This is a genomic window from Candidatus Rokuibacteriota bacterium (genome assembly GCA_016209385.1).
GTDB lineage: Bacteria > Methylomirabilota > Methylomirabilia > Rokubacteriales > CSP1-6 > JACQWB01.
In genome coordinates this window covers 1-16357 of sequence record JACQWB010000226.1, presented here as the reverse complement: position 1 = coordinate 16357, position 16357 = coordinate 1, and the positions used below count along the sequence as shown (strand labels likewise).

Annotated in this window: 16 protein-coding genes and 1 pseudogene; all 17 read left to right on the top strand. The window is 69.5% G+C overall.

Annotation, left to right across the window (positions count from 1 at the left end; translation table 11 throughout):
* The first annotated feature begins 95 nt into the window (after positions 1–95).
* Entirely contained in the window at positions 96–1115 is a 1020-nt protein-coding gene (locus HY726_16925; protein ID MBI4610680.1) for a bifunctional hydroxymethylpyrimidine kinase/phosphomethylpyrimidine kinase, read from the top strand.
* Positions 1093–1578 carry an adenylyltransferase/cytidyltransferase family protein gene (locus HY726_16920; protein MBI4610679.1) on the top strand — a complete coding sequence of 162 codons (486 nt, stop codon included), beginning with the start codon at positions 1093–1095 and terminating at the stop codon, positions 1576–1578. The genes HY726_16925 and HY726_16920 overlap by 23 nt, the downstream gene beginning before the upstream one ends.
* On the top strand, positions 1575–2597 hold the full coding sequence (gene waaC, locus HY726_16915) for a lipopolysaccharide heptosyltransferase I (protein ID MBI4610678.1): 1023 nt from the start codon (positions 1575–1577) through the stop codon (positions 2595–2597). The genes HY726_16920 and waaC overlap by 4 nt, the downstream gene beginning before the upstream one ends.
* On the top strand, positions 2594–3358 hold the full coding sequence (locus tag HY726_16910; GenBank protein MBI4610677.1) for a glycosyltransferase family 2 protein: 765 nt from the start codon (positions 2594–2596) through the stop codon (positions 3356–3358). Before waaC ends, HY726_16910 begins: the two co-directional genes overlap by 4 nt.
* A 2-nt stretch (positions 3359–3360) precedes the next feature.
* The gene (gene trpS, locus HY726_16905; protein MBI4610676.1) at positions 3361–4347 is read left to right on the top strand and encodes a tryptophan--tRNA ligase; all 987 of its coding nucleotides are present in this window, start codon (positions 3361–3363) and stop codon (positions 4345–4347) included.
* On the top strand, positions 4344–5144 hold the full coding sequence (locus tag HY726_16900; protein MBI4610675.1) for a segregation/condensation protein A: 801 nt from the start codon (positions 4344–4346) through the stop codon (positions 5142–5144). Before trpS ends, HY726_16900 begins: the two co-directional genes overlap by 4 nt.
* Positions 5137–5763, top strand: a complete 627-nt coding sequence (scpB, locus tag HY726_16895; protein MBI4610674.1) for an SMC-Scp complex subunit ScpB — start codon at positions 5137–5139, stop codon at positions 5761–5763. The genes HY726_16900 and scpB overlap by 8 nt, the downstream gene beginning before the upstream one ends.
* The gene (locus HY726_16890) at positions 5711–6427 is read left to right on the top strand and encodes an rRNA pseudouridine synthase (GenBank protein ID MBI4610673.1); all 717 of its coding nucleotides are present in this window, start codon (positions 5711–5713) and stop codon (positions 6425–6427) included. The genes scpB and HY726_16890 overlap by 53 nt, the downstream gene beginning before the upstream one ends.
* A gap of 74 nt (positions 6428–6501) precedes the next feature.
* Positions 6502–7563 (top strand): prephenate dehydratase, encoded by a 1062-nt coding sequence (gene pheA, locus HY726_16885; GenBank protein ID MBI4610672.1) that lies wholly within the window; start codon positions 6502–6504, stop codon positions 7561–7563.
* Positions 7564–7573: 10 nt separating this feature from the next.
* Positions 7574–8689: pseudogene (locus HY726_16880) on the top strand (histidinol-phosphate transaminase).
* Entirely contained in the window at positions 8686–9531 is an 846-nt protein-coding gene (locus tag HY726_16875; GenBank protein MBI4610671.1) for a prephenate dehydrogenase/arogenate dehydrogenase family protein, read from the top strand. The pseudogene HY726_16880 and the gene HY726_16875 overlap by 4 nt, the downstream one beginning before the upstream one ends.
* A gap of 36 nt (positions 9532–9567) precedes the next feature.
* A complete protein-coding gene (gene aroA / locus HY726_16870; GenBank protein MBI4610670.1) occupies positions 9568–10881 on the top strand; it encodes a 3-phosphoshikimate 1-carboxyvinyltransferase in 1314 nt (437 codons plus the stop codon).
* Complete coding sequence (locus tag HY726_16865) at positions 10878–11633, top strand: (d)CMP kinase (protein MBI4610669.1); 756 nt, start codon at positions 10878–10880, stop codon at positions 11631–11633. The genes aroA and HY726_16865 overlap by 4 nt, the downstream gene beginning before the upstream one ends.
* Entirely contained in the window at positions 11615–12259 is a 645-nt protein-coding gene (locus HY726_16860) for a 1-acyl-sn-glycerol-3-phosphate acyltransferase (GenBank protein ID MBI4610668.1), read from the top strand. Before HY726_16865 ends, HY726_16860 begins: the two co-directional genes overlap by 19 nt.
* Positions 12260–12472: 213 nt before the next feature.
* Positions 12473–14110, top strand: coding sequence for a 30S ribosomal protein S1 (locus HY726_16855; protein ID MBI4610667.1), 1638 nt, complete (start codon positions 12473–12475; stop codon positions 14108–14110).
* Positions 14111–14113: 3 nt separating this feature from the next.
* Positions 14114–15004, top strand: a complete 891-nt coding sequence (gene sppA, locus HY726_16850) for a signal peptide peptidase SppA (protein MBI4610666.1) — start codon at positions 14114–14116, stop codon at positions 15002–15004.
* A gap of 540 nt (positions 15005–15544) precedes the next feature.
* The coding region (locus tag HY726_16845) for a carbon starvation protein A (GenBank protein MBI4610665.1) at positions 15545–16357 on the top strand (813 nt) is incomplete at its 3' end.

Here is a 16357-nt window from a genome sequence, read left to right as displayed (position 1 = left end):
TTCACATCGTTGGGTTTACACTGCGGGGCGATGTTGACGAGGCGTCGCGCGCGTGTTGGTCACCACGAGTTGGGCATTCTCCGGCGGAGCCGCGCGTGACGGTCTCTCTCCAGCGCCTCAGGACTGTCGCTGATCGGTTCGAGGGGAAAACGGTGCTCGTCCTCGGGGACCTGATCGCCGACGAGTACGTCTACGGGAAGCCCGCGCGGATCTCCCGCGAAGCCCCGGTGCTGATCCTCCGCTTTCAATCCCGGGATGTCCGGCTCGGGGGGGCCGCCAACGCTTGCCACAACATTCTCGGGCTCGGCGCGCGGGTCATTCCCGTCGGTGTCCTCGGGACCGATGCTGCGGGCGACGAGGTCCTCGCCCTGTTCCGCTCGCTGGGGGTCACGAGCGAAGGGATCGTGAGGACGCGCGGCCGCCCCACGCCCGTAAAGACCCGGATCATGGCCGGCGGTTACCAGTCGACCCGTCAGCAGGTGGTCAGAGTCGACCGGGAGCCTCAGGAACCGCTCGACGGGCGCGTCGAGGACGGGCTGGCGAGCCGCCTGGCCGCGTGGGGACCGGGGGCCGATGCGATTCTCGTCTCCGACTACGGCTACCGGACGGTGAGCGACGGTCTCTGGGCCCAGGCCCAGGCGATCGGGAGGCGGCGCGGCGCTGTCGTGAGCGTCGACAGCCGCTACGATCTCCTGCGCTTCCGCGGCCTCACGGCCGCGACTCCCAACGAACCCGAGGTCGAGCAGCTCACCGGAGCGGTCCTGGACGACGACCCGTCGGTCGAGAAGGCTGGGCGGCAGCTCCTCCAGCAGCTCGATTGCCGGTACCTCCTCATCACGCGAGGGAGCCGCGGCATGGTGCTGCTCGAGCGAGACGGCCCTGTCACGTTCCTGCCCATCCACGGGAGCGACGAGATCGCCGACGTGACTGGCGCCGGGGACACCGTGATCAGCACCTTCACGCTGGCGCTCGCCAGCGGGAGCAGTCCGCTCGACGCGGCGTGGCTCGCCAACGTGGCGGGGGGCGTCGTCGTGATGAAGCGGGGTACCACGCCGATCGTCAAGGCCGACCTCCTCCGAGCGCTCGGGAACGATGGCGCACCGCGTGAGCCTTGAGGAAGCCGAGCGCCTCGCCGTGCAGCTCCGGAGCCAGGGACAGCGCCTCGTTCTCGCCAACGGCTGCTTCGATCTCCTGCACGTCGGTCACGTCCGGTACCTCCAGGCGGCCAAAGCGCTCGGCGAGGTCCTGATCGTCGCGATCAACTCGGACGCCTCGGTCCGCCGCATCAAGGGGCCGGGCCGCCCCCTGACTAACGAGGCGGAGCGGGCGGAGATCCTCGCCGCCCTCGGCTGCGTGGACTACGTGGTCGCGTTCGACGACGACACCGTCGATCGCGTGGTGGCGCGGCTCAGGCCTGACGTCCACGCCAAAGGGACCGACTACACGGAGGAGTCGGTCCCGGAGCTCGAGGCCGTCCGGCAGGGCGGCGGTCGCGTGGCCATCGTCGGAGACGCCAAGGTGCACTCCGTCCGGGAGCTGATCGCGGTCATCGTGCGGGAGTTTGGCGGAAAGCCATGAGGATCGGCATCCTCAAGCTCTCCTCCCTCGGGGACGTCATCCACGCCCTCCCTGTCGCCCACGCCCTCCGCCGGCACTTCCCTCGTGCGCACCTCACGTGGGTCGCCGAGGCGCGCGAGGCCCGGCTCCTCGTCAATCACCCCGACCTCGACGCTGTCGTCGCCGTCGACACCCGGCGCTGGCGGCGGCGCTTCTGGAGACCCGGCACAGCGCGTGAGATCGGAGAGATCCTTCGCCAGCTCGGGATGGCTCGCCTCGACGTCGCGCTCGACCTCCAGGGGCTCATCAAGAGCGGGATCCTCGCCGCCTGGACCCGCGCGCCGCTCCGGATCGGCTTCGGACCGAGCCACCTGCGGGAGCCGATGAACGCGCTGTTCACCAACCGTCGCGTCGTTCCGCCGCTGGAGGCGGTCCATGTCGTCGAGCAGTACCTGGCACTGCTCGGCCCGCTGGGAATCACCGATCGCCGCCCCGTCTTCACCATCCCCCTGAGCCCGGACGCCGAACGCTGGGTCGACGCGTTCCTGACCGATCGCGGGGTGAAGCCGTCCGATCGCCTGGTGGCGCTCAACGTGGGCGCGGGGCGCCCCGAGAAGCGCTGGCCGCAAGGCCACTGGCGCCGCCTGGCCGAGGGCCTCGCCGTGGAAGCCGGCGTGCGGCTGCTGGTGCTGTGGGGCCCGGGTGAGGAACCTCTGGCGGCGAGCGTCAGCCGCGGGCTCCCCACGTCCCCGCTGCTCGCGCCGCGGACCACGCTCGATGAGCTCGCCGCGTTCCTGCGACGGGCGGTCCTCGTCCTGGCGGCGGACACCGGCCCGCTCCATCTGGCGGCAGCCCTGGGCACGCCGTGCGTCGGGCTCTACGGGCCCACGTCCGGTGCGCGGAACGGGCCCTACGGCGGCCACTGCCGGGTGCTCGAGAGCCCGGACGGCCGCATGGCGTCGCTCGAGCCTGAGGCGGTCCTCGGTGCGGTCAGCGACCTGCTGGCCTCTTCGGCGAGCGCCGCGGGAGGGCGGGCGTGAGCCAGCTCTCCGTCACCATCATCACCTGGAACGAGGCGGAGCGTCTCCGCGCCTGCCTGGAGAGCGTGGCCTGGGCATCGGAGATCGTCGTGGTCGACGCCGAGTCCACGGACAAGACCGTCCAGATCGCGCGCGAGTTCACCGATCGGGTTTGGGTGCGGCCCTGGCCCGGGTTCGCTCCCCAGAAGAACTTCGCGCTGGACCAGACGACGCACGCCTGGGCGCTCTCGCTCGATGCCGACGAGCGCGTGACGCCCGAGCTCCACGCCGAGATCGAGCGGGTGCTGGAGGCCGACGGCCCCGCGGACGGGTACGCGGTCGCGCGGAAGAACGTCTTCTGGGGCGCGTGGGTCCGTCACGGCGGGCTCTACCCGGACTGGCAGATGCGGCTGTTCCGGCGCGGCCGGGGTCGCTTCGTGGAGCACGCCGTCCACGAGTCCATCCGGGTGCAGGGGAGCGTCGGCCGCCTGGCCCATCCGCTCCTGCACGAGAGCTACCGGGACCTGGAGCAGTTCGTCGAGCGGGCCAACCGTTACTCCACCCTCGCGGCGCGGCAGTGGCTCGCCAGCGGCCAACGGGTCCGGCCCCTCGACCTGATCACGCGCCCGCTGGGTCGGTTCGTGTCGATGTACGCGCTCAAGGGCGGGTTCCTCGACGGCTGGCGGGGGCTGGTCCTGGCTGCCCTCTACGCCCAGTACGTCTTTCTGCGTACGGCCAAGGTGTGGGAGTTCCAGCGGGAGCGGGGGAGGAGCGCAGGGTGATCGTGTCGGCGGATCGGGTCCTGTCCGGGATGCGTCCCACCGGCAAAGTCCATCTCGGCAACTACCTCGGCGCGCTCGACAACTGGGTCAAGCTCCAGGCCGAGTTCGACTGCTTCTTCTTCGTGGCCAACTGGCACGCGCTGACCACCGACTACGCCGGGACGTCGGAGATTCCCGCGGCGACCATCGAGATGGCCGCTGACTGGCTCGGGGCGGGGCTTGACCCGGACCGCTCCACGCTCTTCGTCCAGTCACTGGTCCCCGAGCACGCGGAGCTCCACCTGCTCTTCTCGATGGTTACGCCCGTCGCCCGGCTCGAGCGCGTCCCGACCTACAAAGAGATGGTGGAGCAGCTCGGCATCGAGTCCCCGTCCTACGGGCTCCTGGGGTACCCGTTGCTCCAGGCCGCCGACATCCTGATCTACAAGGCCAGGTACGTCCCCGTCGGGGTCGACCAGCTCCCCCACATCGAGCTGACCCGCGAGATTGCCCGGCGCTTCAACAACGCTTTCGGTCCGGTGTTCCCCGAGCCCGACGCCAAGCTGACGGAGATCCCGAAGGTGCCGGGGACCGATGGGCGCAAGATGTCCAAGAGCTACGACAACTGCATCTACCTCTCCGACCCGCCCGACGTCGTCACGCCGAAGATCAACACGATGATGACCGATCCGGCCCGGAAGCGCCGGAGCGATCCGGGAAACCCCGAGGTCTGCCCGGTGTTCGACCTCCACAGGATCTTCACCCCGGCCCCGGAGCGTGAAGCCTGCGCGACGGGGTGCCGGACGGCCGGGATCGGCTGTTTGGACTGCAAGGGGGTGTTGCTGCGGCATCTCCTCCCGCCTCTCGCAGACATCCGCGAGCGCCGCGAGCACTACGCCCAGAAGCCGGCCGAGGTGCTCGAGATCCTCCACGACGGCGCAAAACGGGCCCGCGCTGTCGCGCGCGCCACGATGGAAGAGGTGCGGCGCGCCGTGGGGATCGAGCCGTGACGCAGGGTCGATCGGGCGGGGAGGAGACGCTAGGCGCGGCGACCGCGACCGACGGGCTCACGGTCCGGGTCGAGACGTTCGAGGGGCCGCTCGACCTCCTGCTCCACCTCTGCCGGACGAGCGAGATCGACCTCTCCCGCCTCCCGATCAGGACCATCACCGATCAGTACCTGTCACACCTGGAGGCCGTCCGGTTCCAGGATCTGGAGACGGCGGGCGCCTTCATGGTGGTCGCAGCGACCCTCATCTACCTCAAGTCCAAGCTCCTGCTGCCGCCCACCGAGGGCGAGGAGGAGGCCCTCGACGAGGAAGGCGAGCTCCTGAGACAGGAGCTCGAGCAGCGGGTCCGCGAGTACGCGCGGGTCCGCGAGCTCGGGGCCTGGCTCGCCGAGCGCGAGGCCGAGCAGGCTCGCCTCTTCGGCCGGCCGGGAAGCGAGTTGCCGCCGCCCGATGAGATCCCCCTGGAGGACCTCTCCGTCCACTTCCTCGAGCAGGCGTACCGGAGCTTGCTCGAGTCCCGGCGCGAGGCCGGACTGCGCGAAGTCGAGGCGAGCCCGCTCTCGGTCCTGGAGCGGATGGCCGAGATCCTCTCGCTGCTCCGCCACACCTGGTCGCTCCTGTTCTCGTCGCTCGTGGGCGGCCCGGGTACCCACGAAGTGGGTGCGCGCTCGGAACTGGTGGTGACACTGCTCGCGCTGCTCGAGCTGGTCCGCCTGGGGCAGGCTCGCGCCCAGCAGCGCGAACCGTTCGGGGAGATCGTCATCGAGCGAGGCGGGGGGGACAAGCCCGATGCCTGATCCGATCCAGATCGTTGAGGCGCTCCTGTTCGCCTCCGACAGCCCGGTCGAGGCCGAGCGGATCCGCGAGGTGCTCGAGCTCGGCGAGGCCGCCGAGGCGCGAGCGCTGGTGGAGGAGCTGAAGGCCCGCTACGACGCCGACTCGCGAGGGCTCAGCATCGTCGAGGTCGGCGGAGGCTTCAGGATGGTGACCCGGCCGGAGCTGGCGCCCTGGCTCCTGCGCCTGGCGCGAAGCCGGAGCCGCGCGCGCCTCTCCCGGTCAGCCCTCGAAGCGCTCGCCATCGTCGCCTACCGGCAGCCGGTCTCCCGCCCCGAGATCGACTCGATCCGCGGGGTCAACTCGGAGGCGGTCCTTGAGAGCCTCCTCGACCGGCGGATGATCCGGATCGCGGGGCGGAAGGACGCGCCGGGCCGTCCGTTCCTGTACGAGACGACGCGCGAGTTCCTCGTCGCCTTCGGGCTCCGGGACCTGGTTGACCTGCCGAAGGTGCAGGCGAGGCCGGGAGAGCCCGGCTCGGGCGGCGAGGCCGGGACCGCCCCCGCAGCGGGTCCATCGGTCGCAGGCGATGCGCCTCCAGAAAGTCCTGGCTCAGGCGGGGCTAGCCTCCCGTCGGGGTAGCGAGCGGCTCATCGCCGAGGGGCGAGTGACCGTGAACGGGAAGGTGGTCACGACGCCCGGCGCACTGGCCGACCCGTACCGCGACCGGATCGTGGTGGACGGCACGCCGATCCCGCCCCCCGAACCGAAGCGCTACCTGCTCCTCCACAAGCCCCCGGGTTACGTGACCACGCGCCAGGACCCGCAACGGCGCCCGGTTGTGCTCGACCTCGTCCGGGGGAAGCAGGGGCGGGTCTTTCCGGTCGGACGGCTCGATTTCGACTGCGAAGGACTCCTCTTGCTGACCAACGATGGCCAGCTCGCCAATCGTCTGCTCCATCCGCGGTTCGGAGTCCCGCGGGTCTACGAGGCCGAGGTCGAAGGCCGCGTGGGCGCTGACGAGCTCGACTACTTCCGCCGGGGTACGCTCCTCGAAGATGGCGTGGCCAGGCCCACTGAGGTCGGCCTCCTCCGTCACACACGGACGACGAGCTGGCTCAGGCTCACCTTCACCGAGGGGCGCTACCGCGAGGTGAAGCGCTTCTGCGCGGCGCTGGGCCATCGGGTGGTGCGGCTTCGCCGCGTCGAGTTCGGCCCGCTGCGCCTGGGCCGCCTCGCGCAGGGAGCCGTGCGGCCGCTGACCGCCGAGGAGGTCCGGCGTCTGCGGGCTATCCCCGAGGGTTGACGGCCTTGCGCACCCGGGAGGATTCTAGTAAGATGACTTGGTTGTGTGGATAGTCAGCAGGGTCAGGAGCTTCTATGGACCTGGACGAATGGCGTTCCAGGATCAATGACCTCGACCAGCAGATCCTCAGCCTCCTCAACCAGCGCGCAGCCGCGGCCCTCCGGATCGGAGAGCTCAAGCGGGAGCAGGAGCTCCCGTACTATGTCCCGGAGCGTGAGTCGGAGATCATCGATCGGCTCCTGAGGCTGAACTCCGGGCCGTACTCGGCCGACGGGATCAGGGCCGTCTGGCGGGAGATCCTGTCGGCGTCACGGGCGCTGGAACAGCCGCTCCAAGTCGCGTACCTCGGCCCTCCGGCCACGTTCACCCATCAGGCAGCCACCCTGCGGTTCGGATCCTCGGCGCACTTCGCCCCCAGGTTGAGCATCGGCGAGATCTTCGATGCGGTCGAAAAAGGCCAGGCCGAGTTCGGCGTGGTGCCGGTCGAGAATTCCACTGAGGGCTCGGTCAACCTGACCCTCGACCGGCTGATCGACTCAAACGTCCTGATCGCGGGCGAGATCCTCCTCGAGATCACCCATCACCTGCTGTCCCGAGCGCTGGATCTCGCCGCTGTCCGGACTGTATGCTCCCACCCCCAGGCCCTCGCGCAGTGCCGGCAGTGGCTGGCCGTCAACCTGCCCGAGGCCGGAACGGCGGAAGTCTCTTCCACGGCGGTGGCCGCCGAGCGCGCCGCGGCCGACCCGACAGTGGCGGCCATCGCCTCGGAGCTCGCGGCCCGCCTCTACAGCCTCCCCGTCCTCCAGACCCGGATCGAGGACAACTCGTCCAACTCGACCCGCTTCCTGGTGCTCGGACAGCGCGTGATGCCGCCGTCGGGGAAAGATAAGACCTCGATCCTCTGCTCGATCAAGCACGAGGTGGGGGCCCTGGCCAAGTTCCTCGAGCCCTTTGCCCGTCACGGGCTCAACCTGACCAAGATCGAATCGCGACCGACCAAGCGTCGCCCGTGGGAGTACGTCTTCTTCGTGGACTTCGAGGGGCACCAGGTCGCCCCTCCCGTTCAGGCCGCGCTCGCCGACGTCCGCGAGCGATGCCTCTTTCTCAAGTTTCTCGGGTCCTATCCGGCCGCCTAAGGAGTGATCCATGTCCACATCCTGGGAGTCCCTGGCCAACGAACACATCCTGGGGATTGCCCCCTACGAGCCCGGCAAACCGATCGAGGAGCTCGAGCGGGAGCTGGGGATCTCCGACGCCATCTAGCTCGCGTCCAACGAGAACCCGTTGCCCCCCTCCGAGCGGGTGCAGAAGGCGATTATGGCGGCCCTCGGCCAGCTCAACCGCTACCCGGACGGGAGCGGCTTCTACCTGCGCCAGGCCCTCGCCCGTCACCACGGCGTCAGCCCCGACCATATCGTCCTGGGCAACGGCTCGAACGAGCTCATCGAGCTGGTCGTCCGCGCGTTCTTGCGGCCGGGGGAGGAGGCGGTGATCCCGCACCCCTCCTTCGTCGTCTACCCGATGATCGTTCAGGCAGCCGGTGGCATCCGGGTCGTCGTCACGCTGAAGGAGCACCGGCTCGACCTCGACGCCATGGCCCGGGCGGTCACGCCGCTGACCAAGCTCGTGTTCATCGCAAATCCCAACAACCCGACCGCCACCATCGTCACCCGCGACGAGGTGGCCGCCTTCATGGATCGGACTCCCGAGAGCGTCATCGTGGTGTTCGACGAGGCCTACATGGCGTTCGCCCAGGGGCCGGACTTCCCCGACTCGCTGGGCTGCATGCGGCAGGGACGGAAGGTCGTCATCCTCCGGACGTTCTCGAAGGCGGCGAGCCTGGCCGGGTTGCGGCTGGGGTACGGGATCGCGGATCCCGACGCGGTGGCCCTGCTCCACCGGATCCGCCAGCCGTTCAACGTCAACTCGCTGGCGCAGGTGGCGGCGCTGGCGGCCCTCGAAGACGACGCCCACGTCCTCGAGTGCCTGCGTCTCAACGAGGCGGGGAAGGCGTACCTGTACGACGAGTTCGCCTCGATGGGGATCTCCGCGGTTCCCTCCCGAGCCAACTTCATCCTGGTCGACGTGGGGCAAAACGCCACCGAGATCTACCAGCGGCTGCTGCGCGAGGGCGTCATCGTTCGCCCGCTGACGAGCTTCGGCATGGAGACGGCGCTGCGCATCACGGTGGGGACCCCGGAGGAGAACCGCCGGCTCGTCAAGGCGCTCAGAAAAGTGCTCGGCGAGGTCCGCCGCTCATGATCCGTCGGCTCGCCGTGGTCGGGCTCGGGCTGCTCGGCGGATCGGCAGCCCTGGCCGCACGGCGGCGGGGAGTGGCGCGGGAGATCGTGGCGATCGGCCGACGGCCCGACGCGCTGGCGCGCGCGGTGGCCGACGGTGTCGTGGACCGCGCCACCGTCGACGTCGGCGAGGGGGTGCGGGGTGTCGACGTCGTCCTGCTCGCTACCCCGGTGGCCACGATCGAAGCGCTGCTCCCGGACGTCTGGCGCGTGGCGGATCCGGACGCAACCGTCACGGACGTGGGGAGCACGAAAGGGCGCATCGTGAGCGTGGCCGAGGCGTTGGCCGTCTCCCGTCCGCTGGCGTTCGTCGGTGGTCACCCGATGGCGGGCTCGGAGCAGAGCGGGTACGGTCAGGCCCGGGCTGACCTGTTTGTCGGGGCGACCGTGATCCTGACCCCGACCGAGGCCAGCGACGCGGGCGCCGTGAAGCGGGTCTCGGAGTTCTGGCAGGCCCTCGGCGGCCGCGTGGTGATTCTGGACCCCGAGCTCCACGACCGCGTGGTCGGAATGGTCAGCCACCTGCCGCACTTGCTCGCGTTCGCGCTGGTCGATGCGGTGCTTCGCTCGGATCCCGCGGCGGTTGGCTTCGCCGGGCGTGGCTTCGCCGACACCACGCGCATCGCGGCCTCAGACCCGAGGATCTGGCGCGACATCTTCCTCGGAAACCGCGAGGCGCTCGCCCAGTCGCTGGTGGCGTTCCGCGCCGCGCTGGCCGACCTGGAACGCCTCATCGCCGCCGGCGACGCCTCTCGACTCGAAGCGGCCCTTGGCCGGATCCGGGCCGCCCGGCAGGGTCTCTGAGGGTCGCGCGATGAGTCCCGAATCGAAGGAGTTCCCGTGACTCAGCTCGTGGTGCGTCAGGCGCGCGGTCTCACCGGGGCCATCCGGGTCGCCGGGGATAAGTCCGTCTCGCACCGCGCGGCACTCGTCGGCGCCCTCGCCTCCGGGCCGACGGAGGTGTCGGGCTTCCTCGAAGCCGAGGACTGCCTGAACACGCTCCGCGCCCTCCAGGCGCTCGGGGTCGAAGTCACTCGGAAGGAACCGGGGCGGTACCGGATCGACGGAGTTGGGCTCCAAGGCTTTCAGGAGCCCGACGGTGTCCTGGACTGCGGGAACTCGGGCACGTCGGCGCGCCTGCTCCTCGGGCTCCTGGCCAGCCAGCCCTTCTGGAGCGTGCTCAGCGGGGACGACTCCCTCCGCCGGCGCCCGATGGAGCGGGTGGCCCGCCCGCTCCGCGAGATGGGGGCGACCGTTGTCGGGCGCCAGGACGGAGCGCGCCTTCCGCTAGCGATCCGCGGCGGCCGTCCGCTCCGCGGGGGGCGTTACCGGCTCTCCGTGGCGTCGGCACAGGTGAAGTCGGCGCTGCTCCTGGCCGGGGTCGCAGCGGATGCGCCGGTCACGGTGGAGGAACCGGAGCAGTCGCGGGATCACACCGAGCGGATGCTTTCGAGCTTCGGGGCGCGGATCGAGCGAGACGCCCACACCGTGACGCTCTTCCCCGAAGGCGAGCTGAGGGGCCAGCGGCTCCAGGTCCCCGGCGACTTCTCCTCCGCGGCGTTCTTCCTCGTGGCCGCATGCGTCGTCCCCGACAGCGAGCTGACGATTCGAGGGGTCGGGATGAACCCGACCCGCACCGGGCTTCTCGACGCTTTGAGGGAAATGGGCGCCGACGTCCGAGTGGCCGAGCTGGCGAGCGAGGGCGAGCCGACGGCGACCCTGACCGTCCGGAGCAGCCGGCTTCGGGGCGTGCGGGTCGAGGGCTCGCGGGTCCCTCGGCTCATCGACGAGTTGCCGGTCCTCGCGGTGGCCGCCGCCGCGGCCGAGGGCGTGACCGAAGTGAGCGGGGCCCGAGAGCTTCGCGTCAAGGAGTCCGACCGGGTTTCGACGCTGACATCGGAGCTGGGGAAGCTCGGCGTCTGGATCGAGGAGCGGGAGGATGGCTTTGTCATTCGGGGCGGCGCCCGGCTGTCCGGCGCGCGGGTCAGCAGTCACGGCGACCACCGCATCGCCATGGCTCTGGCGATCGCCGGGCTCCGGGCCGAGGGAGAGACCGTCATCGAGGACACCGCCTGCATCGCGACCTCGTTCCCCGACTTCGTTTCGACGCTCCGGACGCTCACTGGTGACGCGTGCGTGACGACAGCACCATGACCGCGAGCCGGCGGGCGAAGGCGGTCCAGGGAAAACGCCGTGGACCTCTCGCCGCGACCCGCCGCGGGAGCCGGGCGCGCCCCAGAACGCCGGTGGTCACGATCGACGGCCCCGCGGCGGCAGGAAAGAGCATCGTGGCGCGGGAGCTGGCCGGGCGCCTGGGCTTCCAGCTCATCGACACGGGAGCCATGTACCGAGCGCTGGCCCTCCGGGTCATGCGGGCAGGCCTGGCGCCGGTGGATGGCCCAGCGCTCAGCGCCCTCCTGGAGCGGACTACCGTGGAGCTCCGGGGTGAGCGCGTCCTGCTCGATGGCCGGGACGTGAGCGAGGAAATCCGGGCTCCGGAGGTCGGCGAGCTCACCTCACGGCTGACCGCGCTGAAGACGGTCAGGGACACGGTGACGCCGATCCAGCGGCGTCTCGCGGCCCGCGGCGGCGTCGTGCTCGAAGGTCGCGACACCGGCAGCGTCGTCTGCCCCGACGCAGACGTGAAGTTCTACCTGGACGCCGCCGAGGTCGTTCGCGCCGAGCGGCGCCGGCGCGAGCTCGAGGGGCGCGGGACGCGCCGGAGCCTCCCGGAAGTCCGCGAGGAGATCGCCCAGCGGGACCTCCAGGATCGGGGTCGCGCGCTGGCGCCCCTCGTGGTTCCCCCGGGGGCGGTCGTGATCGACTCGACGGGAAAATCGGTCGACCAAGTCGTGACGCAGATGCTTGAGGTCGTGCGGAGGGTCGAGTGCTCTACCGGATCGTGAAAACGTTCGTGTTCGTGCTGGCGCGCCTCTTGTTCCGGATCGAAGCCCGGGGAACGGGACACATCCCGCCGACGGGGCCGGTGCTGATCGCGGCCAATCATGCGAGCGTGCTCGATCCGCCGATCATCGGCGTGGCTGCTCCCCGACCGCTGCACTTCCTGGCGAAGGCGGAGTTGTTCTCGATCCCCTTCTTCGGCGGGCTGATCTCGAGGCTCCACGCGCGGCCGGTCCGGCGGGGAGGCGCGGATCCTGCCGCGCTCCGCGTCGCGCTCCGGGTCCTGGAGTCCGGCGCCGCCCTGCTCGTCTTTCCCGAGGGGACGCGGGGCGAGGAGGGGACGCTCGGGGAAGCGAAGCCCGGGGCCGGGATGCTCGCCGTCCTGAGCGGCGCCCCGGTGGTCCCGGCGTACATCGCGGGCTCGGGCCGGGTGCTCCCCCGCGGGGGGTGGTTCCCGCGTCCGGGAAAGATCCGGGTGAGCTTCGGGCCGCCACTCGCCTTCGCCGGCGAGGGAGCACGGGGACAGAAGGAGCGCTACCGGGAGGCGAGCCGGCAGATCATGAACGCCATCGCCCGCGTGCGAGACGCCGGGGCCGAGCCGAGCTGGGAGGCGACAGCCCGGACGGCCTGACGCTGACCTGACACGACCATCGACTGATGCTGCACCCGGAGACCAGCTCCGGGCGATCATAGACAAGGAGGTTCGGAGGGAATGGAGAGCGACGCGAAGCAGCCGACAACCCTCGCGGGGAACGCGAGCGGGGCCCGCGAGGAGGGGGAGACTCGGAAGGAGGTGGCGAGGCGCACCGCTCCCCAGAAGCACAACCCGGAGCCCGAAGAGCGCATGGAGGACTGGTTCCGCGACGCGTTCACCGACTTTGAGGAGGGCGAGGTCCTCCGTGGCCGGATCGTCCAGGTGGGGGACGGCGAGGTGCTCGTGGACGTCGGGTACAAGAGCGAGGGGATGATTCCGATCGAGGAATTCCACCGCGCCGGTACCGTCCCCCGGATCGGCGACGAGATCGAGGTGTACCTGGAGGCCAAGGAGGATGCCGAGGGCTTCATCGTCCTGTCCAAAGAGAAGGCAGACAAGATCAAGGTCTGGGACAGTATCTCGCACGCCTACGAGCACGGCGCGCCGGTGGAAGGGCGCGTGGTCGAGGTGGTCAAGGGAGGCCTGTCGGTCGACGTTGGGGTGAAGGCGTTCCTGCCCGGGTCGCAGGTGGACCTCCGCCCGGTGAAGAATCTGGCCGCGTTCGTGGGCCAGACGATCCGCGCCAAGGTCATCAAGCTGAACCGCCGCCGGGGGAACGTGGTGCTCTCCCGCCGGGCCGTGCTCGAAGACGACCGAGAGGACCGCAGGAAACAGACGCTCGCGGTTCTCCACGAGGGGATGGTGTGCACCGGCACCGTCAAGAACATCACCGACTACGGCGCCTTCATCGATCTCGGGGGCGTCGACGGCCTCCTGCACGTGACCGACATGTCCTGGGGCCGGGTCGGCCACCCCTCGGAGATCTTCCAGGTCGGCGACCAGGTGGAGGTCGTCGTGCTGCATTTCGACCGGGAAACGGGCCGGGTTTCCTTGGGCTACAAACAGAAGACCTCCGACCCGTGGACCGTGGTCGACACGAAGTATCCGGTCGGGGCCAAGGTGACCGGCAAGGTGGTGAGTCTCACCAACTACGGCGCCTTCGTCGAGCTCGAGGCGGGCGTGGAGGGGCTGGTCCACGTCTCCGAGATGTCCTGGACGCGCCGCGTCGGCCACCCGTCCAAGATCGTCAACGTCGGCGATCAAGTGGACGTGGTGGTGCTCGACGTCAACAAGGCGCACAAGCGCATCTCGCTGGGGATGAAGCAGGTCGAGCCGGACCCCTGGGCGACGATCGACCAGCGCTACAGCGCCGGCACGCGCGTGCAGGGGAAGGTCAGGAACCTCACCGACTTCGGCGCCTTCGTCGAGCTCGAGCCGGGGGTGGACGGGCTCCTGCACATCTCGGACCTGTCCTGGACGCGAAACATCGGCCACCCGTCCGAAGTCCTCAAGAAGGGGCAGGCCGTCGAGGCGCTGATCCTCAGCGTCGACCGCGACGCCAAGCGCATCTCGCTGGGCCTGAAGCAGCTCCAGCCCGATCCCTGGGAGACCGTGGCGGAGCGCTACCCGATGGGGACCCGGGTCCGCGGCAAGGTCGTCCGTCTCGCCGACTTCGGCGCCTTTGTCGAGCTCGAGCCCGGGGTGGACGGGCTCCTGCACATCTCCCAGATGTCGTCCCGCCCAGTGAGCCGGCCGGAGGACATCGTCAACGTCGGCGACGAGCTGACGCTGATGGTCATCCGGGTCGAGCCCCAGGAGCGGCGTATTGGCCTCTCGCTGAAGGAGTTGGCGGCTCAGGTCGAGCCCGTGGACTCGCGCGACCATCGGGACCGGCGACGGCGCAAGAAGGGCCGCACCGACCTCGGAGACGAGGAGGAAGAAGCATAGGCCATGGCCTCCCGGAAGCGTGCCTTTGCCATTGCGCTCGGCGCCATCGGTGGCCTTCTCGCCCTGTTCTTCCTCGGGATCTGGGTTCTCCTGGTCCTGATCGAGGGGCCCGGCCTTCCCGGCGGGCAGCGTGTCGCGATCGTGGAACTCGAAGGGATCATCCTCGAATCGCAATCGGCGGTGCGGGAGCTCCGGGAGCACCAGGAGAATCCACGGGTCCGGGCGGTGGTGCTGCGCATCAACAGCCCCGGCGGTGTCGTGGCGCCGACGCAGGAGATCCACGCGGCCGTCCAGCGCCTCCGGAAGGCCGGCAAACCGGTGGTCGCCTCGCTGGGATCGGTGGCCGCTTCGGGCGGGTACTACATCGCCACAGCGGCCGATCGGATCTACGCGAACCCGGGAACCCTGACCGGGTCGATCGGCGTGGTCATGCAGATGGCCAACGTGGAGGCGCTCCTCAAGAAGGTCGGCGTGGACTACGTCGTCGTGAAGTCCGGCCAGTACAAAGACTTGGGCAACTTCGCGCGGACGATGACCGCGGAGGAGCGAAAGATCCTCCAGGTGCTCCTCGACGACGTGTACAACCAGTTTGTGAACGCGGTCGCGCAGGGCCGGGGACTCGACCGCGAGGCGGTCCTGGGCTTCGCCGATGGGCGGATCGTGTCCGGTCAGAAGGCGAAAGAACTGAAGATGCTGGACGCGCTGGGCGGCTTGGATGAGGCGATCGAGGGGGCCGCGGCGCTCGCGGGGCTCCCCGAGCGACCGAAGCTCATCCTCCCGCGGCGCCGCTTCTCGCTGCTCGACCTCCTGAGAAACCAGCTCGGGTGGGTAGGCACCCCATCCCTCGCACCGGGCCTCGCCCTTCTGAAGGCTCCCCTCTACCTCATGGAGTAGGCCGGACCTGGCGGCCTGGGAAGGAGCCCCCGGCAGGGCCGATGTGAATCAGGACACAGAAGCCTTCGAAAAGTCTTGCGTCTCTACTCGATTTGGTACTAATATCCAGCCGGAGCGGGTTGGCCTGCGGGAAATGCCCCGTGGGATCTTCCGTTCTGTCCCGGACCGTGTTGACGACCCGGGACCCGACGGATGCGTCGGCCTGTTGACAGTCGAGCCGAAGGGGGTGGATGGATGCCTTCGCCTCAGAGCCGCCATCCTCGGAGCGCCAACGGCGGCGCGGATGTTCCCCGCTCATTCCCCCCTCGGGATTCCCGACCTCCCACAACGCACCGAAGCCCCGCGCGCCCGCCGGCCGTGCTAGGTCTTGCGGAGGACGCTCTTCGGGCTCATGATTGAGCCGGCGAGGGGGCAGGGGCGGAGGCAGGAAGCCGACGTGAGAGCCGCGACAGTCCCCGGATGGAGGCCCGGCGGGGTAGCCGTGGCGAAGGCATGAGCTAGGCCGATAGGCGAGCAAAGACCAACAGAAAGGGGGACATCATGACACCGTTCTGGTTCGTGGTCCTTACGTTGGCCGCTTACCTGATCGCCTACAAGGTGTACGGGAAGTGGTACGATCGGACGGTTTGGGCTCCAGACCCCCGTCGGACCACTCCGGCCCACATGTATGCGGACGGGGTGGAGTACTTTCCGGTCAACAAGTATGTACTCTGGGGCTTCCAGTTCAAGAGCATCACGGCTCTCGGCCCCATCCTCGGCCCCTTCATCGCTCTCCACTTCGGCTGGGCTCCTGCCCTAGCGTGGATCATCCTGGGTAACTTCTTCATCGGCTGGCTTCAGGACTACGGGGCGATGATGGTCTCGGTCCGGAACGAGGGGCGCTCCTTCGGGCCCATCACCCACACCCTGGTCCATCCCGAGGCGCGAACGACCTTGCTCGCGTTCCTGATGTTCTACCTCGCCCTCGGGGTCATCGCGTTCCTCTTCCCGATCTCCCGGTACTGGAACGTCTTCCCCGGAACGTTCGCGGCGGACATGGGCATTTTCGCCACCGGGATCATCGTCGGCCACCTGCTCTACAAGATGCGCCTCAACATCTGGGGTGTGACGATCTTCGCCCTCGCCGGGGTCGCGATCAGTGTTACCGTCCTGGGCTACTACGCCCGCGTTACGCCCAACTTCCTGGGGGTGTGGACCGGGCCTTTCTGGGCCGCGGTGGCGGCGGCTGTCATCTATGCCGCAGCGGTCACGCCGATGCCGAAGTTCACCCAGCCAGTGCTCTGGACGGCGTTCTTCCCGACCTACGCCGCGATCCTCCTGGTGCTGATCGGCGCGCTCCTGACCCCGGTGACC